This is a genomic window from Kitasatospora sp. NPDC048540 (assembly GCF_040651175.1).
In the GTDB taxonomy this organism is placed as follows: Bacteria; Actinomycetota; Actinomycetes; order Streptomycetales; family Streptomycetaceae; genus Kitasatospora.
Genome location: NZ_JBEZIR010000110.1, coordinates 1 through 24128, shown reverse-complemented (window position 1 = coordinate 24128; position 24128 = coordinate 1). Strand labels below are relative to the sequence as shown.

Below are 24128 nucleotides of genomic sequence, written 5' to 3'. Positions count from 1 at the left end.
CCGACCGCCGCCGGGTGCTGACGGACTGGAACACCACGAACGGAGCGACCACAGGTGAGTGCGTACCCGCGCTGGTGGAGCGTCAGGTGGCGGATACGCCGGACGATGTGGCACTGGTGCACGAAGGTGCTGAGCTGACCTACGCCGAGCTGAACGCCCGGGCCAACCGCCTCGCCCGCCACCTGGTGGCGCTGGGCGCCGGACCGGAGCGGATCGTGGCGCTGGCGCTGCCCAGGTCCGTGGAGCTGGTGGTGGCGCTGCTCGCCGTCCTCAAGACCGGCGCGGCCTACCTGCCGGTGGACACCGAGTACCCCGCCGCGCGGATCACCCAGATGCTCTCCGACGCGGAACCGGTCTGCGTGGTCACCGTTCCCGGCGCCTGCGAGGGCATCCCGGCCCACCTGGGGCGCACCGACCCGGCCGGCGGCCGGGGCCTGCCCGCCCACGACCTCACCGACGCCGAGCGCACCGCCCCGCTGACCCCCGCCCACCCCGCGTACGTGATCTACACCTCCGGGTCCACCGGCCGCCCCAAGGCCGTGGTGATGCCGCACTCCGGCCTGGCCAACCTGCTGACCTGGCACGCCGTCAGGTTCCCGGGCGGCCGCGGGGTGCGCACCGCCCAGTTCACCGCGATCGGCTTCGACTTCTCGGTGCAGGAGATCCTGTCCCCCCTGGTCATGGGCAAGACCCTGGTGGTGCCGGCCGACCCGGTCCGGCGCGACGCCGACCGGCTCGCCGCCTGGCTGCAGGAGTACCGGGTCAACGAACTCTTCGCCCCCAACCTGGTGGTCGAGGCGCTCGCCGACGCCGCGCTGCGCGCCGGCCGCACCCTGCCCGACCTGACCGACGTCCTCCAGGGCGGTGAGGCGCTCACCGCCGGCGACCGGGTCCGGGCCTTCCACCGGCTGCTGCCCGGACGGCGGATGCACAACGTCTACGGCCCCGCCGAGACCCATGCCGTCACCACCCACACCCTTCCCGTGGATCCGTCGTCGTGGCCGGAGCCGGTGCCGATCGGGCGGCCCGTCGATGGTGCGCGGGTGTATGTGCTGGACGGGTTCCTGCGTCCGGTGGCGCCGGGTGTGACGGGGGAGTTGTACCTGGCGGGTGCGGGTCTGGCGCGCGGGTACCTGAACCGTCCGGGGTTGACGGCTGCGCGTTTCGTGGCGGATCCGTTCGGTCCGGCCGGTGGCCGGATGTACCGGACCGGTGATCTGGCGCGTTGGAACGTCCGCGGTGAGCTGGAGTTCGCGGGCCGGGTGGACCACCAGGTGAAGGTCCGGGGGTTCCGGATCGAGCCGGGTGAGGTGGAGGCCGCGCTCTGCGGTCTGCCGGGTGTGGTGCGGGCGGCCGTGCTGGCCCGGGAGGACCGCCCGGGTGACCGGCGGCTGGTCGCGTACCTGGTCGCCGCGGCCGGTGCGGTGCTGGACCAGGCGGAGGTGCGGGAGGCGCTGGGCCGGGTGCTGCCGGCGTTCATGGTGCCGTCCTCGTTCGTGGTGCTGGACGCGCTGCCGCTGACGCCCAACGGCAAACTCGACCGCGCCGCCCTGCCCGCCCCCACCCGCACCGGCAGCGACCGCGACCCGCGCTCCCCGCAGGAGGAGATCCTGGCCGGCCTGTTCGCCGAGGTGCTGGGCCTGCCGAAGGTCGGCATCGACGAAGGCTTCTTCGAGCTCGGCGGGCACTCGCTGCTCGCCACCCGGCTGACCAGCCGGATCCGGACCGTCCTCGGCGCCGAACTCGCCGTCCGCGACCTGTTCGAGGCCCCCACCGTCGCCGCCCTCGCCGAGATCCTCCGGCGCCCGGCCGCCGGCGCCAGGCCCGCACCGCGCCCCCGCAGCCGCCCCGAACGGGTACCGCTGTCCTCCGCGCAGAGCCGGCTGTGGTTCCTCAACCGCCTCACCGGACCCGACCCCAGCTACAACCTGCCGGTGGCGCTGCGGCTCACCGGGACACTGGACCGCGCCGCCCTGCGGGACGCCCTCGCCGACGTCACCGCCCGGCACGAGAGCCTGCGCACCGTCCTGCCCGAGCACGACGGCGCCCCGTACCAGGAGATCAGGGCCGCCGAGCAGGCCAGGCCCGCGCTGCCGGTCGTCGCGACCACCCCGCGGCGGCTGGCCGGCGACCTGGCCGCCGCCGCCCGGTACGGCTTCGACCTGACCACCGAACTGCCGCTGCGCGCGACGCTGTTCACCCTCGGACCGGACGAGCACGTGCTGCTCCTGCTGCTGCACCACGTGGCCGGCGACGGCTGGTCGCTGGCCCCGCTCGGCCGCGACCTGGCGGACGCCTACACCGCCCGGCAGGCCGGCCGCGCCCCCGACCGGGAGCCGCTCGCCCTGCAGTACGCCGACTACGCGCTGTGGCAGCGCGAACTGCTCGGCGACGAGGACGACCCGGCCGGCCTGCTCAACCGCCAGCGCACGTACTGGCGCGGCGCCCTGGCCGGCCTGCCCGAGTACCTTCCCCTGCCGACCGACCGGCCGAGGCCCGCCACGGCCGGCCACCGCGGCGAGGCCGTCCTGCGCACCCTGCCCGCCGGACTCCACCGCGACCTGCTCGCCCTCGCCCGGGACAACGGCGCCAGCCTGTTCATGGTCCTCCAGGCCGGGCTGTCGGCCCTGCTCACCCGGATGGGCGCCGGCACCGACATCCCGCTCGGCACCCCGGTCGCCGGGCGCACCGACGACGCGTTCGACGAGCTGGTCGGACTGTTCATCAACACCCTGGTGCTGCGCACCGACACCTCCGGCGACCCGACCTTCCGCGACCTGCTGGGCCGGGCCCGGGAGACCGCGCTGGCCGCCTACGCCCACCAGGACCTGCCGTTCGAGAAGCTGGTCGAGGAGCTCGGCCCCGGCCGCTCGCCGGCCCACCACCCGCTGTTCCAGGTGCTGCTGGCGCTGCAGAACACCCCCGGGGGCACGCTCGCGCTGCCCGGCGTCTCGGTCCGGGCGGAGCACGTCGGACTCGGTGCCGCCAAGTTCGACCTCACCTTCAACCTGGTCGAACGCCACGACGAGGACGGCCTGCCCGCCGGTATCGACGCGATGCTGGAGTACCGCACCGACCTCTTCGAGGCCGCCACCGCCGACGCCCTCGCCGACCGCCTGGTCCGCCTGCTGGCGCACGCCGCGGCCGACCCCGACCGGCCGATCGGGCTGCTGCCCGTCCTCGACGAGGCCGAACGCGACCTGGTCCTGACCGGCTGGAACGCCACCGCCCACCGGCCCCGGCACTCCGACTCCTCGCTCGCCCGCCGCTTCGCGCACCAGGCCGCCCGCACCCCGGACGCCGTCGCCGTGACGGCCGCCGGCGAGCAGCTGACCTACCGTGAACTCGACCGCCGGGCCAACCGGCTGGCCCACCGGCTGATCGCCGAGGGTGTCCGCCCGGAGAGCCCGGTCGCGGTCCTGCTGGAACGCTCCGCCGAACTGGTGGTCGCCACCCTCGCCGTACTCAAGGCCGGCGGCGTCTACCTACCGCTGCACACCGGGCACCCGGCCGAGCGGATGCGCCGGGTGGTGTCCGACACCGGCGCCCGGCTGCTGCTGACCGACCCGGCCTCGGCCGGGCGGCTGCCCGACCCCGGTACCACCACCCTGCTGCTCGGCCCCGGCAGCGGCGCCGCCGACGGCCTGCCCGACCACGACCCGGACCTCGCGACCGCCCCCGACCGGCTGGCGTACCTGATGTTCACCTCGGGCTCCACCGGCGCCCCCAAGGGCATCGGCATCACCCACCGGGACGCCATCGACCTGGCGCTGGACCGCTGCTGGGAGCCCGGCCCGGACGCCCGCGTCCTGATGCACTCCCCGTACGCGTTCGACATCTCCACGTACGAGCTGTGGAGCCCGCTGCTGTCCGGCGGGCGGATCGTGGTCGCACCGCCCGGTGACCTGGACGCCACCGTGCTGCGCCGGGTCCTCGCCGCCGAGGGCGTCACCTCGCTGCTGCTGACCGCAGGCCTGTTCGGGGTGGTCGCCGACGAGGCACCCGACGTCTTCACCGGGGTGGCCCAGGTGTGGACCGGCGGCGACGTGGTCCCGCCGACCGCCGTCCGCAGCGTCCTCGCGCACTGCCCGGGCACCGTCGTCAAGGTCCTCTACGGGCCCACCGAGACCACCCTGGGCTGCACCTGGCACCGGTTCACCGACCCCGCCGCCGTCCCCGACCTGGTCCCGATCGGCCGCCCGCTGGACAACACCAGGGCCTACGTCCTGGACGCCCGGCTGGAGCCGGTCGCCCCCGGCGTCACCGGCGAGCTGTACATCGCCGGCGCCGGCCTCGCCCGCGGCTACTGGAACGCGCCCGCCCTCACCGCCCAGCGGTTCGCCGCCGACCCCTACGCCCACCTGTTCGGCGAGCCGGGCGACCGGATGTACCGCACCGGCGACCTCGCCCGCCGCACCCCCGACGGCGTGATCGAGTTCCTCGGCCGCTCCGACGACCAGGTCAAGATCCGCGGCTTCCGGATCGAACCCGCCGAGGTGGAGGGCGCACTCGCCGCCCACCCCTCGGTGGCCAGGGCCGCCGTGGTGGCCCGCACCGACCGCTCCGGCGGCAAGGCCCTGGTGGCGTACCTGCTGCCCGCCGACCCCGCCGCCGCCCCCGACCCGGACCGACTGCGCGCGGACCTCGAATCCCGGCTGGCCGACTACGCGGTCCCGGCCGCGTACGTGGTGCTCGACACGCTCCCGCTGACCCCCAACGGCAAGCTCGACCGCGCCGCCCTCCCCGAACCCGACTGGGCCGCGGCCGGCACCGGACGCCCGCCCCGTGACCCCCGCGAGGAACTGCTCTGCGCCCTTTTCGCCGAGGTCCTCGGCGTCGAGCGGATCGGCATCGACGACGGCTTCTTCGAACTCGGCGGCCACTCCATGCTGGCGACCCGCCTCACCGGCCGGATCAACACGGTCCTCGGCACCGAACTGCCCGTCCGCACCCTGTTCGAGGCACCCACCGTCGCCGCGCTCACCGCCCGCCTGGACGGCGCCGCACCCGCCGCCGACCCGCTGGGCGTCCTGCTCCCGCTGCGAACCACCGGCAGCCGCCCACCGCTGTTCTGCCTGCACCCGGCCGGCGGGTTCGGCTGGATCTACGGCGGGCTGCTGCGCCACCTCGACCGCGACCAGCCGCTGTTCGCCCTCCAGGCCCGCGGCCTGGCCCGGGACGAGCCGCTGCCGCCGACCCTGGAACGGATGGCCCAGGACTACGCGGAGCAGATCCGGGCCGTCCGGCCGGACGGCCCGTACCAGCTGCTCGGCTGGTCCTTCGGCGGGCTGCTCGCCCACGCCGTCGCCGCCCGCCTGGAGGCCGAGGGCGCCGAGGTGAGCCTGCTCGCGGTGCTCGACGGCTACCCCGGCTCCTACGGCGCCGACGGCCACCAGGTCGGCGAACAGGAGGTGCTGGCCATCCTGCTCAACGCGGCCCGGGTGGAGCGCGCCGAGTTCGGCGACGGACCGCTGCACCGGCCGCAGGTGATGGCCCGGCTGCGGGAGAGCGGCAGCGCCCTGGCCGCCCTCGACGACGACGCGGTCTCCCGGCTGGTCGCCGTCTTCCTCAACAACACCCGGCTGCTCCAGGGCTTCACCCCCGGCCACTTCGGCGGCGACCTGGAGTTCTTCTCCGCCACCGTCGGCCGCACCGACCCCGCCCTCACCGCCGGCCTCTGGCAGGCGCACATCGGCGGCCGGATCGAGGAGCACCCGCTGGACACCGACCACGCCGGCCTCGCCCGGCCCGAGGCGTTCGCCGAGATCGGCCGCATCCTGGCCGCCCGGACGGACCGCCGGACCGCCGCGGCACCCCGCTGAGCAGACCCGACCAACCGAACGGAGAGACCCTTGCGTCCCACCCTCACCGCGGATGCCGTGCGCGGCGCCGGCGACCGGCCACTCGCCCCCGACGAGGACTTCCGGCCGACCGGAGCCTTCCAGCGCGACCGCGACCAGATCACCGCCAGGCTGCAGACCCTCACCCACCTCATCGACGACCTGCCGCCCCGCCCCGACCGCACCGAGGCGCAGCAGCACACCGCCGACGCCCTGCACCTGCGCGCCCGCCGGCTGCGCCGCGGCTTCCTCGCCCGGTACGCCGAGCACGTCTACGCCGAGCTGACGGACGGTCTCACCCGCCACCCCCGGCTGGAGCAGCTCGCCCAGCTGGCCGCCGAGCGCCACCCCGGACTGGTCCCCGGCCGGGAGCGGCTCGCCGCCGAGGCCCGGCTCGCCCAGCGCGACAAGGAAGGCTGGGAGGTCGACCTGGGCATCTTCTTCCACGCCGTGCTCGACTCGCCCCGGGCCGGCACCCACCTGCTGCACTCGCTGCTGCGCCCCACCCCGGCGGCGCTCGCCGCGCTCCCCGAGTACCGGCGCACCGGCCGGGCCGACCTGAAACTGGCCACCGTCACCCGCCGGGCCGGCATCGCCCACCTCGAACTGTGCAACGACGCCTACCTCAACGCCGAGGACGACGCCGCCGTCGAGGCCCTGGAGACCGGCACCGACCTGGTCCTGCTGGACGAGGCCAGCCACGTGGGGGTCCTGCGCGGCGCCCCGATGTCCCACCCCGCCCACCGCGGCAGGCGGGTCTTCAGCGCCGGGATCAACCTCACCCACCTGTACCACGGCGAGATCTCCTTCCTCGGGTTCCTGCTGCGCCGCGAGACCGGCTACATCGCCAAGTTCGTGCGCGGCCTGTGCCTGGAGGAGGAGACCGACGAGCGCTGGTGGCCGCAGGCCGACAAGCCGTGGGTCGGCGCCGTCGACTCCTTCGCGATCGGCGGCGGCCTGCAGATCCTGCCGACCCTCGACCGGGTGGTCGCCGCCGACGACGCCTGGTTCAGCCTGCCCGCGATGGAGGAGGGGCTGGTCCCGGGCGTCGCCAACCTCCGGCTGACCGCGCTCACCGGCGCCCGCCTCGCCCGCCGGCTGGTGCTGTGGGGCCACCGGCTGCGGGCCGGCGACCCCGAGGCGGCGCTGCTGTGCGACGAGACCGCCCCGGCCGACGCGATGGACGCCGCCGTCGAACGGGCCGCCCAGCACCTGGACAACCCGGCCGTCGCCGCCAACCGCCGCATGATCACCCTGGGGGAGGAGCCGTTCGACGTGTTCCGCCGCTACCTGGCCGCGTACGCGCTGGAACAGGCGTACCGGCTCTACAGCGCCGACCTGATCGCCAACCTGGAACGGACCTGGATCAGCCGCTCCCGGGCCCGCAACGGGGGCGGGCGCCGATGAGCACCGTCGACACCGCCCCCGCGCCGGCCGCCCCCGTGCCGGATGCCACCGAGGTGCCCGCCGCCAAGCAGCTGCTGATGTACCAGGCCATGGTGGTGGGACGGGCGTTCAACCAGCAGGCCACCGCCTTCAGCCGGCAGGGCCGGATCGCGGTCTACCCGTCCTCGCGCGGCCAGGAGGCCTGCCAGGTCGGCTCGGTGCACGCCGTCCGGCCCACCGACTGGCTGTTCCCCACCTACCGGGAGAGCGTCGCGCTGCTCACCCGCGGCATCGACCCGGTCCAGGTGCTCACCCTGTTCCGCGGCGACCAGCACTGCGGCTACGACCCGGTGGCCGAACGGACCGCCCCCCAGTGCACCCCGCTGGCCACCCAGTGCCTGCACGCGGCCGGCCTCGCCGACGCGGCCCGGATGAGCGGCGACCCGGTCGTCGCGCTCGCCTACATCGGCGACGGCGCCACCAGCGAGGGCGACTTCCACGAGGCGCTCAACTACGCCGCCGTCCGCCGCGCCCCCGTGGTGTTCCTGGTCCAGAACAACCAGTACGCGATCAGCGTCCCGCTCGCCAAGCAGACCGCCGCCCGCACCCTCGCCGACAAGGCGGCCGGCTACGGCATGCCGGGGGTGCGGATCGACGGCAACGACGTGCTGGAGGTGTACCGCGCGGTCCGGGACGCCGCCGACCGGGCCAGGGCCGGGCACGGGCCGACCCTGGTCGAGGCGGTCACCTACCGGCTGGACGCCCACACCAACGCCGACGACGACACCCGCTACCGCCCCCCGGGCGAGGCCGAGCGCTGGGCCGGGCAGGACCCGGTCGACCTGCTCGAACGCCGCCTGCTGGCCGCCGGCGTCCTCGACCGCCCCGCCGTGGCGGAGGCCGCCGCCGCGGCCGCCGCCTTCGCCGCCGGACTCAGCGCCCGCTTCGCCGAGCCGCCCACCGGCGACCCGATGGAGATGTTCCGGCACGTCTACCACCACCTGCCGCCGCACCTGCGGGAGCAGTCGGCGCAGCTGGCCGCCGAACTCGCCGCGACCGGGAAGGGGGAGTGATGTCCGGGACCACCATGGCGCGGGCACTCAACACCGCCCTGCGCGACGCCATGCGCGAGGACCCGAGGACGGTCCTGTTCGGTGAGGACGTCGGCGCGCTCGGCGGGGTCTTCCGGATCACCGACGGCCTGGCCGCGGAGTTCGGCGACGAGCGCTGCTTCGACACCCCGCTCGCCGAGTCGGCGATCCTGGGCACCGCCGTGGGCATGGCCATGTACGGCTACCGCCCGATCGTCGAGATGCAGTTCGACGCCTTCGCCTACCCCGCGTTCGAACAGCTGGTCAGCCACGTCGCCAAGCTGCGCAACCGCACCCGCGGCGCCGTCGGCCTGCCGCTGACCATCCGCATCCCGTACGGCGGCGGCATCGGCGCCGTCGAGCACCACAGCGACTCCTCCGAGATCTACTACATGGCCACCCCCGGACTGACCGTGGTCACCCCCGCGACCGTCGCCGACGCGTACGCACTGCTGCGCCGCTCCATCGCCTCCCCCGACCCGGTGGTCTTCCTCGAACCCAAACGGCTGTACTGGCGCAAGGAGGAGCTCGGCCTGCCGGTCGACACCGGCCCGCTGGGGTCGGCGGTCGTCCGCCGGCCCGGCAGCCACGCCACCGTGGTCGCCTACGGCCCGGCCGTCAGCACCGCCCTGGAGGCCGCCGAGGCGGCCGCGGAACTCGGCTGGGACCTCGAAGTGGTCGACCTGCGGACGCTGATGCCGCTCGACGACGCCACCGTGTGCGCCAGCGTCCGCCGCACCGGCCGGGCCGTCGTGGTGCACGAGGCGCACGGATTCTCCGGCCCCGGCGCCGAGATCGCCGCCCGGATCACCGAACGCTGCTTCTACCACCTGGAGGCCCCGGTCCGCCGGGTCACCGGCTTCGACGTGCCCTACCCGCCGCCGCTGCTGGAGAGCCACTACCTGCCCGGCGTGGACCGGATCCTGGACGCGGTCGCGTCCCTGGAGTGGGAGGCGGTCCCCGCATGAGCGGACCCGACACCGCGGCCTGGTTCCGCTGCCTGCGGCCCCGCCCGGCGGCCCGCACCAGACTGCTGTGCTTCCCGCACGGCGGCGGCTCCTCCGCCGCCTACCGGGACTGGCACGACCTGCTGCCCGACGAGGTGGAACTCTTCGCGGTGGAGTACCCCGGCCACGCCGACCGCCTGCTGGAACCCCTCGTCGACGACCTCGCGGAGCTCGCCGACCGGGCGTGCGAGGCCGCCCTGCCGCTGCTGGACCGGCCGCTCGCCCTCTACGGCCACAGCCTGGGCGCCCTCGTCGCGTACGAGACCGCCCTGCGGCTGGAGGCCCGCGGCCACCATCCGCTGCGGCTGACCGCCTCCGGCATGCCCGCACCCCGCCTGGTACGCCCCGGCGAGGTCCACCTCGGCGACGACACCCGGGTCCTCGCCGAACTCGACCGGCTCGGCGGCGTACCGGCCGAGGTGCTCGACCACCCGGACCTGCGGGAACTGGTGCTGCGCACCGCCCGGGCGGACTACCGGCTGGCCGAGACCTACCGGCCCGCCGCCCACGCCGTGCTGCGCGCCCCGGTGACCACCCACCGGGGCCTGCGGGACCCGGAACTGACCGAGGCCGAGGCGGCCGGCTGGAGCGCCGCCACCACCGGTGCGACCGTCCACCGCACCTTCCCCGGCGACCACTTCCACCCGGCCGCCGACCGCGCGCCGGTGATCGCCGAGGTCCTGCACGGCCTGCGCGCGGCGCCGTCAACGCCGTCAGCGCGCTGACAGCGCCCCGGCGCAGGCTGGGCCGAGGCCCGCCGGGACCGAACGGCCGCCCGCCGCCCGCACACCGACCCATCCGAGGAGAGAACCATGACCAACCCCTTCGAGGACACCGAGGCCAGCTATCTCGTCCTCGTCAACCACGAGGGCCAGTACTCGCTGTGGCCCTCCTTCGCCGAGGTCCCGGCCGGCTGGACGGTCGCCGTCCAGGCCACCGGCCACCAGGACGCGCTCGACCGGATCGCCGAACTGTGGACCGACATGCGGCCCAAGAGCCTCATCGACGCCATGAACGGCGCGTCCGCATGAGCCCGGCCCCCGGCCCGGCGGCCGGACTCCTCGACCCCCCGAGGCGGCCGGCGTCCGCCGGGGGCACGCTGAGCACCGCCGACCTGCACGCCTCGCTCACCGACCCGGCGCTGACCTCGATGACCCTGCTCAACGAGGTCACCGGCCGCTACCCCGACGCGGTCTCCTTCGCGGCCGGCCGGCCCTACGAGGGCGGCTACGAGATCGCCGCGCTCCACCGCCACCTGGAGACCTACACCGGCCACCTGGCCGCCGACCGGGGCTTCGACACCGACCAGGTCACCCGGGCGCTGTTCCAGTACGGCCACACCAAAGGCATCATCACCGACCTGATCGCCCGCCACCTCGCCGTCGACGAGGGCCTGGCCGTCGACCCGGAGGCGGTGGTGGTGACCACCGGCTGCCAGGAGGCCATGGTCCTGGTCCTGCGGGCGCTGCGCCGCGGCCCGCGCGACGTGGTGCTCGCCGCGGCCCCGACCTACGTCGGCTTCACCGGCGCCGCCCGGCTGGTCGACCTGCCGGTGCGGCCGGTCCGGGAGGGGCCGGCCGGACTCGACCCCGACGACCTGGAACGGCAGATCCGGCAGGCCAGGGCCGACGGGCTCGAACCGCGCGCCTGCTACGTCATCCCCGACTTCGCCAACCCCGGCGGGGCCGCGATGCCGGTCGCCGACCGGGAACGGCTGCTGCGGATCGCCGAACGCGAGAACCTGCTGCTGCTGGAGGACAACCCGTACTCGATGTTCCATGACGGGGGAGCGCGGCCGCCGACGCTCAAGTCCCTGGACCGCGCCGCCCGGGTGGTCTACTTCGGCTCCTTCGCCAAGACCGCCTTCCCCGGCGCCCGGATCGGCTACGTCGTCGCCGACCAGCCGGTGCGGGAGGGCGGCCTGTTCGCCGACCAGCTCGCCAAGCTCAAGAGCATGCTGACGCTCAACACCTCCTCCGTCGCCCAGGCGGCCATCGGCGGCCTGCTGCTGGAGAACGGCTGCAGCATGGAGCGGGCCAGCGCGCCCGCCGCCGAGGTCTACCGGCGCAACCGCCGGGCCCTGCTCGCCGGCCTGGAACAGCGCTTCTCCGCGCCGGGCCACGGGGTCCGCTGGAACACCCCGGCCGGCGGCCTGTTCGCCGTCGTCACCGTGCCGTTCCGGGCCGACGACGCCGCGCTCGCGCACTGCGCGAGCCGGTACGGCGTGCTCTGGACCCCGATGCACCACTTCTACGCGGGCACCGGCGGGACCGAGCAACTCCGGCTCTCCTACAGCGTGCTGACCCCGCCCGAGATCGCGACCGGCCTCGACCGGCTGGCCGCCTTCATCGCCGACCGCTCCCGCTGACCCCCGCACCGGCCACCCCTACCGGGCCCGCCCCGTACACCCCCGACGGGGCGGGCCCACCACCCGGCCGCCACCAGGTACGAGCCGGTGCGCCGCCCGGGCCCGGCGTTGCGGCGCGCGGCGGGATGCTGCGACGGCCCCGGCCGGTCACACCGCCGCGGGCGCCGGTGCCGCGAGCCGCCCGGCGGTCAGCTCGCGCTGCTCGCCGGTGAAGCGTTCCCGCAGCCGGCGGTCGTGCGACACCACCAGCAAGGCGCCCCGGTACTCGGCCAGCGCCTGTTCGAGCTCCTCCACCAGGTCGGGCGCCAGGTGGTTGGTCGGTTCGTCCAGCACCAGCACCTCGGCCGGCTCGCACAGCAGCCGCGCCAGCGCCAGCCGCCGGCGCTGACCGACCGACAGCTCCCCGACCCGCCGTCCGAGGTCGACCGCCCGGAACAGGCCGAGTGACAGCAGCCGCTCCCGGTGCTCCTGGGCGGTCCCGGCGCGCCCCGCCGCGAACGCGGCCAGCAGCGACCGTCCCTGGTCACCGTCGGGCACCTCCTGCGGCAGGAACCCGATCCGCCCCCCGGTGCGGACCTCGCCGGTGTCCGGCGCCAGCCGCCCGGCCACCACCTTCAGCAGGGTGGACTTCCCGGCGCCGTTCGGCCCGTGCACCAGCAGCCGGGCGCCCCGGGCGAGTTCCAGCGACTCCACCGCGAGCCGGTCGCCGACCTCGACCTGCGACAGCCGGACGAGCGGGGCGCCCGGCCCGTCCCCGCCGCCGTTCTCCGGCAGGGTCCCGATCCGGCCGGTGAAGCGCAGCGGGTCGGGCGGCCGCGGCACCGGGTTCTCGTGGAGCCTGCGCAGCCTCTCCAGCGAGTTGCGGACCCGGCTGCCGACCTGCCGTTGGACCCGGACGCCGTGGCTGAACAGCTGCAGCTTGTTGGAGTGGTTGCGCCGGTCGTAGGCGACCCGCTGGGCGGTGGTCACGCCGCGCTGCTCCTGGCGGGCGATCTCCTCCAGCCAGGTGCGGTACGCCTCCTCCCAGCGGCGCCGGGCGGCCGCCTTCTCGGCCAGGAAGCCCTGGTAGCCGTCGCCGTAGCGGCGGACCGAGCGGCGGTCCCCGTCCACCTCCAGGACGGTGTCCGTCACCCGTTCGAGGAACAGCCGGTCGTGGCAGACCGCGACCACCGTCCCGCGGTAGCCGCGGACCCGGGCCTCCAGCCAGTCGAGGGCCGGGGCGTCGAGGTGGTTGGTGGGCTCATCGAGCAGCAGCAGTTCGGGCTCGGCGGCCAGGACGCAGGCGAGGGCGAGCCGGGCCTGTTCGCCGCCGGCCAGCGAGCCGACCGTCCGCTCGAACCCGACCGCGGCGAGGCCCAGTTCGGCCAGCGCGGTCCGGACCCGGGCGTCGGCCCGGTACCCGCCGCGGGCCTCGAACCGGGCCACCAGCTCCCCGTACGCGTCGAGCGCGGCCCGGTCGGCCCCCGCCAGCAGGGCCTCCGCCCGGTGGATCCGGCGTTCCAGGGCGCGCAGGTCGGCGAGGGCCAGGTCGACGGCGTCGCCGACGGTCGCCTCCGGCGGCAGGCCGAGGGTCTGCCCGAGCAGGCCGACCCCGCCCTCGGCGGTGACCGTCACCGTCCCCGAGTCGGGAGCCTCGCGGCCGGCCATCAGGCGCAGCAGCGTGGACTTGCCGGCGCCGTTGTCCCCGACCACCCCGACCACCTCGCCGGGGCGGACGGTCAGCGAGACCTGGTCGAGGACCGGCCGGCCGGCGTACGCCTTGGAAACGTCGTGGAGCGTGAGTTGAGAGGGCACGGACGCATCTCCTGACGCCGGGTCACACCGTCTTTGCCATACACCGTATAAGGCTCTCCCCGGGCAGGCAACCGGATACCCGCGACCGCGCCCCGGCACGGGGCCGACGGACTGTCAGCACCTTGTCAGCGCCGTGTGGACGGCGCTCGGCAGACTCGGTGACCGCACGTCGCAGCAGCGGCGCGGCACACCCGGAGCACGGGACGGCGCCGCCGGACCGGCCGGCCGCGGACGTGCCGACGGTGCAGGCGGCGAAGCGGCACAGGGACGACCGGCCGACTCCCCACACCCCTGATCCGATCCAGGAGAGACCTCAGATGACCCTTGACCCCTCCCCGGACGTGCCGACCGGGACGGCCCCGGCGAACGGGGCCCGCCGCACGGCGCTGACCGAGGAACAGCTCGGACTGCTGCTCCACCACCGCAGCGACCCCGAGACCTCCCCGTACAACGTGCCGCTCGCCCTCGACCTGCGCGGACCGCTCGACCTGCCCGCCCTCGACCGGGCCCTGGGCATCCTGACCGACCGCCACCCCATGCTCTCCGCCCGCGTCGTCGACGCCGACCCGCTGCCCGAGCTCGACCTCCTGCCCGGCCGCCGCCCCCAGCTGGAACGCCGCTCCGCCCCCCTCCCCGCCGGCTCGACCGGACCCGAAAGCGACATGCTGCTGGCCGTCGCCCGGCAGGAGCTGGACCTGGAACGCGACGGCGTGCTGCGCGCACTGCTGCTGCGCCACGGCGCCGACCACCACACCCTGCTGCTGGTGGTCCACCACCTGGTGGTGGACGGCGAGTCCACCGCCATCCTGCTCGCCGACCTGCTGACCGCCTACCGGCAGGGCGGGATCGAGGGCGAGGCGCCCGCCGGCTTCCCCGAGCACGTGGCCGAACGCGCCGCCAAGGCGACCGCCGACACCACCGCCCTGGAGGCGTACTGGCGTGAACGCCTGGACGGCGCCGACGTCACCGTGGACTTCCCGCAGGACACCCCGGGCCGGCCCGGCGCCCCCGCCGGCCGCAGCGTGCCCGTGGAACTGGACGCCAACCTGTCCGCCGACATCGCCCGCTTCTCGCGCACCCACCGCGCGGGCCCGGCCGCCGTCCTGCTCGCCGCCTACCTGAAGGCGCTCGCCACCTACTCCCGCCAGGCCGCGCCGACCGTCGCCGTCCCGCTCGGCGTCCGCAGTGACCTGCGCCACGAACACACCGTCGGCTACTTCGTGCGGACCCTGCTGGTCCGCGCCCCCGACCAGGCGGCGACCAGCGCGGCGGGGTTCGTCGCCCGGGTGCAGACCGAACTGGCCCGCGCGATCGACCACTCCCAGCTGCCCTTCCCGAGGATCGCCAAGCTGATCCCCGGCGCCGACCCGGCCGACCCCGAGGTCTTCAACTGCACCTTCGTCCTGCACAGCTGGGCCGACACCTCGGCGGCCGCCGCCGACGGCGTGGAACTCCCCGGCGGCCTGCGGGCCCGCTGGCGCCAGGACGTCCCCTCCCCGGGCCTCGGCCTGCTCACCCTGGAGCTGTACGAGGGCGAGGGCCGGGTCCGGGGCCGGCTCAAGTACGACAGCGCGCGGATCGAGGCCGGTACCGCCGAGGCGTTCACCGAGCACGTGATCACCCTCGCCCGGCAGATCGTGCACCACCCCGAGCGGCCGGTCACCGAACTGGACGGCGTCGGCCCCGGCGCCCGCGCCGCCCTCGACCTCCTCAACGCCACCGACCACCCCATCGGCGACGACGACATCGACACCCTGCTGCGCCGCCGCACCGCCGCACAACCCGACCGGACCGCCGTCGAGTTCGGCGACCGCCGGTGGACCTACCGCGAGCTCGGCGAGCGCATCGACGCCTACGCCGCGGGGCTCACCGGGCGCGGCGTCCGGGCCGGCGACCGGGTCGGCGTCATGCTCCCGCGCACCGACGACGCGGTCGCCGCCCTGCTCGCCGTCCTGCGCACCGGCGCCGCGTACGTACCGATCGACCCGGCCCACCCCGAGGCCAGGCGCCGGCACATCGTGGACAGCAGCGGGATGCGGACCGTCCTGGTCACCGGCGCAACCGAGCAGGCCTGCCCGGCCGGCCCCGAGCAGGTCCGCCTCGATACGCTGACCACCGGCCCCACCGCCGCACCCGAGCAGGGCCCGGCCTTCGACAGCGCCCTGCACGTGCTGTACACCTCCGGCTCGACCGGCCTGCCGAAGGGCGTCCAGCTCAGCCACCGGGCGCTGGCCACCGACGTGCTCGCCGCCGTCCGCCACTTCGGCATCGGGCCCGACGACGCCATGCTGCTGAAGGCGCCGTTCACCTTCGACGTCAGCGCGCACGAGATGCTCGTCGCACTGGTCGCCGGAGCCCGCCTGGTGGTCGCCCCGCCGGACGCCGAACGCGACCCCGACCTGCTCGCCCGCACCCTCGACCGGCACGCCGTCACCCTGCTGCACCTGGTGCCGTCCCAACTGCGGCTGCTGCTCGAGGCCGAGGACTTCCCCGCCAACCGCACCCTGCGCACCGTGGTCAGCACCGGCGAGTCCCTGCCGAACGAACTTCGCACCGCCTTCGAGGCGCTCCACCCGGCGCGCCTGCACAACGCCTACGGTCCGACCGAGACCTCGTACTCGACCGTCTTCTCCTGGCCGCGCGGCGACGACGGCGGCTGGACCCGGCGCGCGGAGGTGCCGATCGGGGTGCCGTTCGACAACATCCGCTGCTACGTCCTCGACGACGGGCAGCGGCTGCTGCCGCCCGGCGCACCGGGCGAACTGTGGATCGGCGGCGGCACGGTCTCCGACGGCTACGTCGGCGACCCCGAACGCACCGCCGACCGCTACCGGGAGCTCGACCTCGGCGACGGCCGCACCGGGCCGCTCTACCGCACCGGGGACCTGGTCAGGCTGCTCGCGGACGGCTCGCTCACCCACCTGGGCCGCTTCGACGACCAGGTGAAGATCAACGGGAACCGGGTCGAACTCGGCGAGGTCCGCGCCGCGCTGATGGCCGTCGACGGGGTCGAGGACGCCACCGTCCAGGTCGCCCGGCACGCCGCCGGCAGCCTCCAGATCACCGCCTACCTGGTCCCGCAGCACCTCGACACCGCCGCCGTCCGCCGACAGCTGGTCCGGACCCTGCCCGCGCACATGGTGCCGGTCCGGATCACCCCGGTGGACCGGATCCCGCTGCTGCCCAACGGCAAGACCGACCGCCAGGAACTGGCCCGGCTGGCCGCCGCCCGCCCGGCCGAGCCGGAGCACACCGAGCCGCCCACCGCGCCTGCCGCGCCCGAGCCGGCCACGGCAGCAGAGCCGGCCACCGCGCCCGAGCCGGCGGCGCCGAGGCCGGCCACGCTCGCCGTGCTCCGTACGGTCTGGGCCGACCTGCTGGGATCCGCCGCCGACGACAGCCAGTTCTTCGAGTCCGGCGGCGACTCGATCCTCGCCATGCAACTGGTCTCCCGGCTGCGCCGCGAGGGGTACCAGCTGGTGATGCGCGAGATCTACCGGCACCCCGTGCTCGCCGACCTCGCCGCCCACCTGGACCCCGGCACCCCGCAGCCCGCACCCGCCGGCACCGCCGGCCCCCACCGCACCCACCCGGGCGGCCGCCCGCTCGCACCGGTCCAGTCCTGGTTCTTCCGCCACATCAGGACCGACCTCCACCAGTGGAACCAGTCCGTGCTGCTGGAGCTGAACCGCCCGCTCGACACCGCCCAGCTGCGGCTCGCCCTGCAGGCCGTGGTCGCCGCCCACCCCGCGCTGAGCGCCCGCTTCACCCACGACGGGCACACCGGCGACGGCCGGATGACCGACGCCGTACCGTTCGCCGCCCACCCGCCCCGCGAGGTGCTGTGGGAGCGGGACTTCGGCAGCGAGCAGGAGCTCGACGAGGTCCTCGAGGCCGCCGAACGCAGCCTCGCCCCGCTGGACGGCCTGCACGTGCGCGCCGTCCTCGCCCGCGACCGCAGCGGCGGCCGGGACCTGCTGCTGATCGCCGTCCACCACCTGGTGGTCGACGGAGTGTCCTGGCGCATCCTGCTGGAGGACCTGGAACACGCCCTCGACGCCCTCGCCGACGGCGCCCTGCCCGCGCTGCCCGCCGAGGCCGGCAGCTACGGCGAATGGGTGGACGGCCTGCCCGCCGTCGCCGCCCGCACCGGCGAGAGCGAGTACTGGCTCGCCCTGGCCGAACGCCGCAGCGCGGCCCACACCCTGCTGCTGACCGGCCCCGCCCCCGACGAACAGCAGCTGCGCCGGCTGGAGTTCGCCCTCGACGCGGACGCCACCCAGCAGCTCATCGGCCCGCTGCCCAAGCGCCTCGAGCTGTCCGTGCACCAGCTGATGACCGGCGCCTTCGCCCAGGCGCTCGCCCGGTGGCGGGGCACCTCGACCGTCACCTTCGACGTCGAGACGCACGGCCGCCACGGCCGGGACGACCTGTTCCGCACCGTCGGCTGGTTCACCGCCATCCACCCGGTGGTGCTCGACGCCGAACGCGCCCAGCACCCCGAACGGTTCGTCACCGAGGCGGCCCGCGCACTCGCCGCGGTACCGCAGGGCGGCGTCGGCTTCGGCGCCTGCCGCGAGTACGCCGACCGCCCCGCCGTCCGCGACACCCTGCGCGCCCTGCCGCCCGCCCTGGTCTGCTTCAACTACTACGGCCAGGCCGACCAACTCAGCCCCGCCGGCCGGTTCCGGATGTCCGGACGCCCCATCCCGCGCGAGCACTCCGCGAACTGCGAGCGGGTCTACGGCATCGAGGTCTACGGCATCGTCCACGACGGCCGGCTGCGGATGGGCCTGACCTGGGTCCCCAGCCCCGCCGACGGGGTCGACGAGGACGCCGTCGAAGCACTGGTCGCCCAACTGCGCTGGGTCCTGGCCACCCTCGCCGGAGCCGACCCCGACGAGGTCCGCACCGCCGAGATCACCGCCCCCGGACAGGCCCTCCCACAGCCCCGGACCGCCCGGACGGCGGCACCGGCCGGACCGCGCCGCGAGAGCGTCCCGGTCACCGCCCAGCAGCACGGCCTGCTCCTCGACGCCCTCGCCCACCAGGGAACCGGCCGCTACGTCGAGCAACTGCACTGGCGCTGGCACGGCCCCCTGGACACCGACCGCTTCACCGCCGCCTGGCAGTCCGTCTTCGACCGGGAGGCCGTGCTGCGCGCCGCCTTCGACTGGCAGGAGCAGCCCCGGCTGGTCCTGCACGACAGGGTCCGCCCCGAGGTGGTCCGCCACACCGACACCGGCACCGACTGGGACGAGCTGCTCGAACGAGACCGGCTGCGCGGCTTCGACCTGCGGCGCCCCGGACTGGTCCGCGCCACCCTGGTCGACGAGGACGGGCCCGACGCCGCCACCCGGGTGCTGCTGACCTTCCACCACGTCCTGCTGGACGGCTGGAGCGTCTCCCTGCTGATCCAGCAGTTCTACCGGGCCTACCTGGCCGGCGCCGCCCCGCACCAGGGCCCCGAACGGCGCCCCGACCTGCGCGACTACGCCCGCTGGCTGCAGGCCCAGGACACCACCCCCGCCCGGGACTTCTGGTCCACCGCGGTCCCCGCCGGACCGCTCGCCACCCGGCCCGCCCTGCCCGGCCGGCCGACCGGACAGCACGGCTCCGGCCGCGCCGCCACCACCCTCACCCGCGCCGAGGCCGACCGGCTGCGCACCTGGGCCGCCACCCACGCCGCCACCGAGAGCACCGCCCTCAACACCGCCTGGGCGCTGCTGCTGAGCCGGGCCTGCGGCGCACCCGGCCCCGTCCGGGTCGGCTTCGGCGTCACCGTCTCCGGCCGCGGAATCCCGCTGGACGGCGTCGAACACCTCCCCGGCCTGCTGATGAACTCGCTGCCGATGACCGTCGAGGTCGACCCCTCGGCCACCGTCCCCCACCTGCTCGCCGAACTGCGCGACCGGGCCCTGGACATGGCCTCGTACGAATGGGTGTCCACCGGCCAGATCCACGAGTGGAGCGGCCGCGGCGCGGGCGAACGGCTGGTCGAGAGCCTCGTCGTACTGGAGAACTACCCGCGCTCCCAGGGCGGCCTCGACGAGGACCTCGCCGCCCAGGGCATCCGGGTCGAACTCCCCGACGCGGCAGGCTCGGAGACCGCCTTCCCGGTCGCCCTGCTGGCCTACCGCGACACCGACGGCAGCCTGGTCCTGGCCGCCGTCCACGACCGGACCCGGCTCTCCGACACCGACGCCCACGCCCTGGTCGACCAGTGCGCCCGCCTGCTGCGCGAACTCCCGGACTCCGCCGACGACCTCACCACCGTCGCCGACCTGCTGGAGACCATCCCCGACGACGCCCTGCCCCGGATGGCCGAACGCCCCGAACCGGCCCCCCGCACCGGCGACGACGGCGACGGCTGGCCCGACAGCGAGGAGTCCAAGCTCCTCCAGGAGGCCTGGCTGGCCGTCCTCGGCACCCACCGGGTCGCCCCCGCCGACCACTTCTTCGAAGCGGGCGGCCACTCCCTGCTCGCCATGAAACTCCTGCGCGAGATCGCCGACCGCACCGGGCACGTGCTGCGCCTGGACGACCTGCTGGCCCACCCCACCGCCGGGGCACTGGCCCGGCTGCTCACCGACGGGCCCGCCGCCGGCGGCGAGCACGGTGTCCTCGTCCCGCTGCGCGAGGCCGCCGACCCGGCCGCCGGAACCCTCTACCTGGTCCACCCGCCGGGCGGACAGGTCGCCTGCTACGCCCAGCTCGCCCAGTGCTACCAGGGCCCCGAGGCGCTCATCGGCATCCGGGACCCGCGCGTCGACCAGCCCGAACCCGAGCACCTCAGCACCGAGGAACTCGCCGAGACCTACCTCCAGGCGCTGCTCCCCGCCCTGGAGAACGGCGAACGCATCGCGCTCGGCGGCTTCTCCGGCGGCGGCGTCATCGCCTACGAGATCGCCCAGCGGATCACCGCCGACGGCTGGCAGCCACCGCTCGTCCTGATGATCGACGCCGGCGCCCCCGACGGCCGGATCACCGACGCCGATGCCGACGGCTCGTTCGCCTCCCGGCTGCGCACGGTCGCCGAGAACCGCACCGGCACCGAGGGCACCGACGGGGCGGGCACCGGGCCCGCAGCTGGCCCGGACGGCCCCGACGAGCCCGCCGACGCCGACGCGTACCTCGCCGAACTCGCCCAGATCGCCGACTGGGTCCGCGGCGACGGCGGCGGCGACCCGGTCGCCCTGATGCGCGACAGCGTCGAAGCGGTCCAGCGCTACGCCCCCCGCCCCTACCCGGGCCCGGTCGCGGTGCTGCGCGCCGGGGACACCGGCTTCGGCAAGGGGACCGACTACGACGAGAGCGACCGCTTCCACGGCCGGCCCGGCCTCGGCTGGGAGGACCACTGCGAGGACCTCGCCATCAGGGTCGTCCCCGGCAACCACGTGACGATGCTGACCGGCGACAACGTCCGCACCCTCGCCCGGATCCTGGCCCGCGCCGCCGCCGGCTGACCCACCCGGCCCCGCCCTTCCCCGGCCCCGACCTCCCAGGCCCCAAGGAGCCCGCACCCATGGCAGCATCCCGCAGGCGAATGACCCTCGCCGGCATCATCGACGGACCGGGCGGCCACACCGCCGCCTGGCGCCACCCCGCCACCAAGGCCGACGCCCAGCTCGACCTCGACTTCCACATCCGCAACGCACAGACCCTCGAACGCGGCCTGTTCGACGCCGTGTTCATCGCCGACATCGTCGCCGTCTGGGGCACCCACCTCGACTCCCTGTGCCACACCTCCCGCACCGAGCACTTCGAACCGCTCACCCTGCTCGCCGCCTACGCCGCCGTCACCGAGCACATCGGCCTCGCCGCCACCGCCACCACCACCTACAACGAGCCGCACCACATCGCCCGCCGCTACGCCTCCCTCGACCACCTCAGCGGCGGCCGCGCCGCCTGGAACGTGGTCACCTCCGCCGCACCCTGGGAGTCCGTCAACTTCGGCCGGCCCGAGCACCTGGAGCACGGCCGGCGCTACCAGCGCGCCGAGGAGTTCATCGACGTCGTCAAGCAGCTGTGGGACAGCGGCGGCGACGCCCGCGACGGCACGCCCGGCGCCCCCCTGCACCACCGCGGCGAGCACTTCGAGACCACGGAGCCGCTCGACGTCGCCCGCCCGCCGCAGGGCCGGCCCGTCATCATCCAGGCCGGATCCTCCCCGGTCGGCCGCGAGTTCGCCGCCCGGCACGCCGAGGTCATCTTCACCCGGCACAACCGCCTCGCCGACGCCCAGGACTTCTACACCGACCTCAAGAGCCGCGTCGCCGCCCACGGCCGCAACCCCGAACAGGTCCTGGTCTGGCCGACCCTAGCCCCGATCGTCGCCGCCACCGAGGCCGAGGCCCTGGCGGTCCTGGCCGAACTCCAGGACCTGGTCCCCGACCACGTCGCCCTGCGCACCCTCCAGGACTTCCTCGGCGTCGACCTGGCCGGCCACCCCATCGACGGCCCCGTCCCCGACATCCCGTACACCAACCAGTCGCAGAGCACCACCGAACGCCTGGTCGGCCTCGCCCGCCGGGAGAACCTCTCGATCCGCGGCCTCGCCCTGCGCCTGATGGGCGACGTCATCGCCGGCACCCCCGAGCAGATCGCCGACCACATGGAGTCCTGGTTCACCCAGGGCGGCGCGGACGGTTTCAACATCGACTTCCCCTACCTCCCCGGCTCCGCCGACGACTTCGTCGACCACGTCGTCCCCGAGCTCCAGCGCCGCGGCCTGTACCGGACCGCCTACCAGGGCACCACCCTGCGCGAGAACCTCGGCCTGGACCTCCCCGCCCCTACCCGGAAAGCAGGTGCCGCATGACCGCCGGCCGACCGACAGCCACCACCCCGCTGCTCCTGGCGGCCATCGGCCCGAACCCCACCGGCCCCGGCACCGCCGCACCCGGCCTGCGCGAACTCAAGGCGCTCGCCCGCGCGGCCGAGCAGGCCGGACTGGACGCCCTGCTGCTCGGCGACGGCACCCCCGCCGCCCCCGGCCGGTTCGAGGCCACCACCGCGGCCGCCGCCCTGTGCGCCGTCACCGAGCACATCGGCCTGCTGGTCCGCACCCCGCCCGGTGACCTCGCGCCCTACCACCTGGCGCGGATCACCGCCTCGCTCGACCACCTCGGCCGCGGCCGGGCCGGCTGGTGCGCCGACGGCACCGGCCCGGGCACGGCGGCGGCCGCCGAATACCTGGAGGTCGTCAAGGGCCTGTGGGAGAGCTTCGACGCCGACGCCTTCGTCCACGACCGGGAGAGCGGGCAGTACTGGCACCTCGACCGGATCCACCGGCTCGACCACGACGGCCCGCACTACTCGGTGGCCGGCCCGCTCAACGTCGCCCGCCCGCCCCAGGGCCACCCCGTGGTCGCCGTCACCGACCCCGCCCTCGCCGGCGGCGCCGACCTCGTCCTGCTGGACACCACCGACCCCGCGGAGGCCCGGCGCCTGCGGACCCGGATCCGGCAGGACGCCGCCGACCGCGGCGGGGACGCCGACCACGTCAAGGTCATCGCGACCCTGCGCACCGGGTCCGGCACGGACCCGGCGGACCTGATCGCCCGGTGGACCGAACAGCAGGCCGCGGACGGCTTCGTGGCCACCATCACCGCGCCCGACGACCCGTTCCTCACCACCGCCGTCCCCGAGCTGCGCCGCCGCGGCCTGCTCGGCGCCGGTCCGCTCGGCGCCGCCGCCCGCACCACGCTGCGTGAGCGGCTCGGCCTGCCCCGGCCGGACCGCCGGCCCGCCACCGTCTGAGGAGGCGGCGCCACCATGGAGACGCTCATCCTCACGGGCAGCACGGCACCGGCCTCCAGCAGCGCCCGGCTGGCCGCCCGGATCCGCCACCACCTGCAGCAGCGCGACGCCGGCGGCTCGGTCGTCAACCTCGACCGCCGGCTGCTGCGACTGCCCGGCCTGGACGCGGACGCCTACACCGACGGCACCCTCGCCCTCGACCCGGACGTCCGCCACCTGGCCGACCGTCTGGCGGCCGCCCGGGCCGTCGTCCTCATCACCCCGGTCCAGCACGGCAGTTACGCGGGCGCCCTGAAGAACCTGCTCGACCACGCACCGCGGGCCGCCCTGCGCGACCGGGCGGTCCTGGTCGCCGCCACCGGTGCGAGCGTGCACCACGGCGCCACCGCCTGCGACCACCTGCGGGCGGTGGTCCGGTCCCTCGGCGGCTGGACCGTCCCGACCCAGGTCATCGCCGAACGCGCCGACCTGCTCGGCGCCACCGCACCCCGGCTGGACGCCCGGATCGACCGGGCAGCCGCCGAACTGCTGCTCGGCGCCCGGATGCTGGCCCCGGCCGCCGTCTGACCGCCGCACCTTCCGCCCACCATCGACTGGAGAGCCATGTCCCGCCGCCTGTTCACCTCGGAGTCGGTCACCGAGGGACACCCCGACAAGATCGCTGACCAGATCAGCGACACCATCCTGGACGCCCTCCTCGAGGAGGACCCCACCTCGCGCGTCGCCGTGGAGACGCTGATCACCACCGGCCTGGTGCACATCGCCGGCGAGGTCTCCACCAAGGTGTACGTCCCGATCGCGCAGCTGGTCCGGGAGAAGATCCTGGAGATCGGCTACGACAGCTCCAAGAAGGGCTTCGACGGCGCGTCCTGCGGCGTCT

General features: G+C 75.3%; 13 protein-coding genes. 12 read left to right on the top strand and 1 reads right to left on the bottom strand.

Going from position 1 to position 24128, the window contains the following annotated elements; genetic code table 11:
- The first annotated feature begins 14 nt into the window (after positions 1-14).
- The 7 genes from AB0D08_RS31285 to AB0D08_RS31255 all read left to right on the top strand — a co-directional run bounded on the left by AB0D08_RS31285 (position 15) and on the right by AB0D08_RS31255 (position 11692).
- Positions 15-5822, top strand: a complete 5808-nt coding sequence (locus tag AB0D08_RS31285) for an amino acid adenylation domain-containing protein (protein ID WP_359893609.1) — start codon at positions 15-17, stop codon at positions 5820-5822.
- Between the two features lie 30 nt (positions 5823-5852).
- Positions 5853-7247, top strand: coding sequence for an enoyl-CoA hydratase/isomerase family protein (locus AB0D08_RS31280; RefSeq protein ID WP_233289414.1), 1395 nt, complete (start codon positions 5853-5855; stop codon positions 7245-7247).
- On the top strand, positions 7244-8299 hold the full coding sequence (locus AB0D08_RS31275) for a thiamine pyrophosphate-dependent enzyme (protein ID WP_359893607.1): 1056 nt from the start codon (positions 7244-7246) through the stop codon (positions 8297-8299). The genes AB0D08_RS31280 and AB0D08_RS31275 overlap by 4 nt, the downstream gene beginning before the upstream one ends.
- The gene (locus AB0D08_RS31270) at positions 8299-9285 is read left to right on the top strand and encodes an alpha-ketoacid dehydrogenase subunit beta (RefSeq protein WP_359893605.1); all 987 of its coding nucleotides are present in this window, start codon (positions 8299-8301) and stop codon (positions 9283-9285) included. Before AB0D08_RS31275 ends, AB0D08_RS31270 begins: the two co-directional genes overlap by 1 nt.
- Complete coding sequence (locus AB0D08_RS31265) at positions 9282-10049, top strand: alpha/beta fold hydrolase (RefSeq protein ID WP_359893603.1); 768 nt, start codon at positions 9282-9284, stop codon at positions 10047-10049. The genes AB0D08_RS31270 and AB0D08_RS31265 overlap by 4 nt, the downstream gene beginning before the upstream one ends.
- Before the next feature lie 87 nt (positions 10050-10136).
- On the top strand, positions 10137-10355 hold the full coding sequence (locus AB0D08_RS31260) for an MbtH family protein (protein WP_033825532.1): 219 nt from the start codon (positions 10137-10139) through the stop codon (positions 10353-10355).
- Positions 10352-11692 (top strand): PLP-dependent aminotransferase family protein, encoded by a 1341-nt coding sequence (locus AB0D08_RS31255; protein WP_359893601.1) that lies wholly within the window; start codon positions 10352-10354, stop codon positions 11690-11692. Before AB0D08_RS31260 ends, AB0D08_RS31255 begins: the two co-directional genes overlap by 4 nt.
- A 147-nt stretch (positions 11693-11839) precedes the next feature.
- On the opposite strand, the gene abc-f is transcribed toward AB0D08_RS31255, so the two are convergent.
- Positions 11840-13486, bottom strand: coding sequence for a ribosomal protection-like ABC-F family protein (gene abc-f / locus AB0D08_RS31250; protein WP_359893599.1), 1647 nt, complete (start codon positions 13484-13486; stop codon positions 11840-11842).
- Between the two features lie 317 nt (positions 13487-13803).
- Between abc-f and AB0D08_RS31245 the strand changes: the two genes are divergently transcribed.
- From AB0D08_RS31245 to AB0D08_RS31225, 5 genes are all read left to right on the top strand, one after another.
- On the top strand, positions 13804-20952 hold the full coding sequence (locus AB0D08_RS31245; RefSeq protein ID WP_359893597.1) for an amino acid adenylation domain-containing protein: 7149 nt from the start codon (positions 13804-13806) through the stop codon (positions 20950-20952).
- Positions 20953-21011: 59 nt separating this feature from the next.
- Positions 21012-22307 (top strand): LLM class flavin-dependent oxidoreductase, encoded by a 1296-nt coding sequence (locus tag AB0D08_RS31240; protein WP_033822830.1) that lies wholly within the window; start codon positions 21012-21014, stop codon positions 22305-22307.
- Positions 22304-23248 (top strand): LLM class flavin-dependent oxidoreductase, encoded by a 945-nt coding sequence (locus AB0D08_RS31235; RefSeq protein WP_359893596.1) that lies wholly within the window; start codon positions 22304-22306, stop codon positions 23246-23248. Before AB0D08_RS31240 ends, AB0D08_RS31235 begins: the two co-directional genes overlap by 4 nt.
- Before the next feature lie 15 nt (positions 23249-23263).
- Complete coding sequence (locus AB0D08_RS31230; protein ID WP_359893594.1) at positions 23264-23815, top strand: NADPH-dependent FMN reductase; 552 nt, start codon at positions 23264-23266, stop codon at positions 23813-23815.
- A 36-nt stretch (positions 23816-23851) separates the two neighbouring features.
- A partial coding sequence (locus AB0D08_RS31225) for an S-adenosylmethionine synthetase N-terminal domain-containing protein (RefSeq protein WP_359893592.1) occupies positions 23852-24128 on the top strand: 277 nt, incomplete at its 3' end.

Coding starts and splice junctions, on each gene's coding strand:
- AB0D08_RS31275 (WP_359893607.1), top strand. CDS start 7,244: ATGAGCACCGTCGACACCGCCCCCGCGCCGGCCGCCCCCGTGCCGGAT.
- AB0D08_RS31240 (WP_033822830.1), top strand. CDS start 21,012: ATGGCAGCATCCCGCAGGCGAATGACCCTCGCCGGCATCATCGACGGA.
- AB0D08_RS31255 (WP_359893601.1), top strand. CDS start 10,352: ATGAGCCCGGCCCCCGGCCCGGCGGCCGGACTCCTCGACCCCCCGAGG.
- AB0D08_RS31245 (WP_359893597.1), top strand. CDS start 13,804: ATGACCCTTGACCCCTCCCCGGACGTGCCGACCGGGACGGCCCCGGCG.
- AB0D08_RS31270 (WP_359893605.1), top strand. CDS start 8,299: ATGTCCGGGACCACCATGGCGCGGGCACTCAACACCGCCCTGCGCGAC.
- AB0D08_RS31265 (WP_359893603.1), top strand. CDS start 9,282: ATGAGCGGACCCGACACCGCGGCCTGGTTCCGCTGCCTGCGGCCCCGC.
- AB0D08_RS31230 (WP_359893594.1), top strand. CDS start 23,264: ATGGAGACGCTCATCCTCACGGGCAGCACGGCACCGGCCTCCAGCAGC.
- AB0D08_RS31235 (WP_359893596.1), top strand. CDS start 22,304: ATGACCGCCGGCCGACCGACAGCCACCACCCCGCTGCTCCTGGCGGCC.
- AB0D08_RS31260 (WP_033825532.1), top strand. CDS start 10,137: ATGACCAACCCCTTCGAGGACACCGAGGCCAGCTATCTCGTCCTCGTC.